The following is a 697-nucleotide window of genomic DNA, read 5'->3' as shown; positions in this document are numbered from 1 at the left end:
ACTAAAAAACGTAAAATCAGAAAGCATTGTTGAATCAAAAGAAAACGAAGAACGCGAAGCTGTGTTCAAGCGCGATCGCGACCAACAAGCTGCATTATTACAACAGGCTCGTGAAGAGCTAGCTGCACAGCAAGCGCTTGGCGATCAACTAAAAGCCACTTTCGACGAAAACGACAAACAACTGACTGAACTAACCGAAACACTGCGTGTTCGCTCCGGTACCTTGGGTGAAATGTTTGGTGTGGTTCGTCAATACGCAGGCGAATTTAAAGGGCTGTTTGCCGCTTCGCAAAATGCCGTTCAGTTCCCAGAGCGTGATGCACTGTTGACGAAACTGGCAGAAAGTAAAGAACTACCATCAACTCAAGAGCTGGAAGCATTCTGGCACACTATTCTTCAACAAGTTGTCGTATCTGGTGATACATCAACAACACAAGCAACGGTTGTTTACGGTGAAGGTAAAGAAGCCGTTCGCGACGTAACGCTAGTAGGTGAATTTAACGCAATTGCAGATGGCAAATACGTCATTTACGTACCTCAAACTGGCAAGTTCGAAGAACTATCACGTCAGCCAAGCAAGAACATCACAAGCCAAGTGGCTGGTTTTGAATCAGCAAAAGGCACTTATGAGCCGCTATTCCTTGATCCATCTCGTGGCGTAATTCTATCGCTACTAGTACAGAGCCCTACCGTTCAG

1 pseudogene is annotated in these 697 nt (G+C 45.8%); it reads left to right on the top strand.

Annotated elements, in window-relative coordinates:
• Positions 1 to 697: pseudogene (locus R8N47_RS25280) on the top strand (MotA/TolQ/ExbB proton channel family protein); the annotation flags it as partial.

It is taken from the genome of Vibrio sp. 2132-1 (assembly GCF_033344315.1).
Note: the sequence above shows the minus strand (reverse complement) of the source record. Positions and strands in the feature narration are given on the sequence as shown.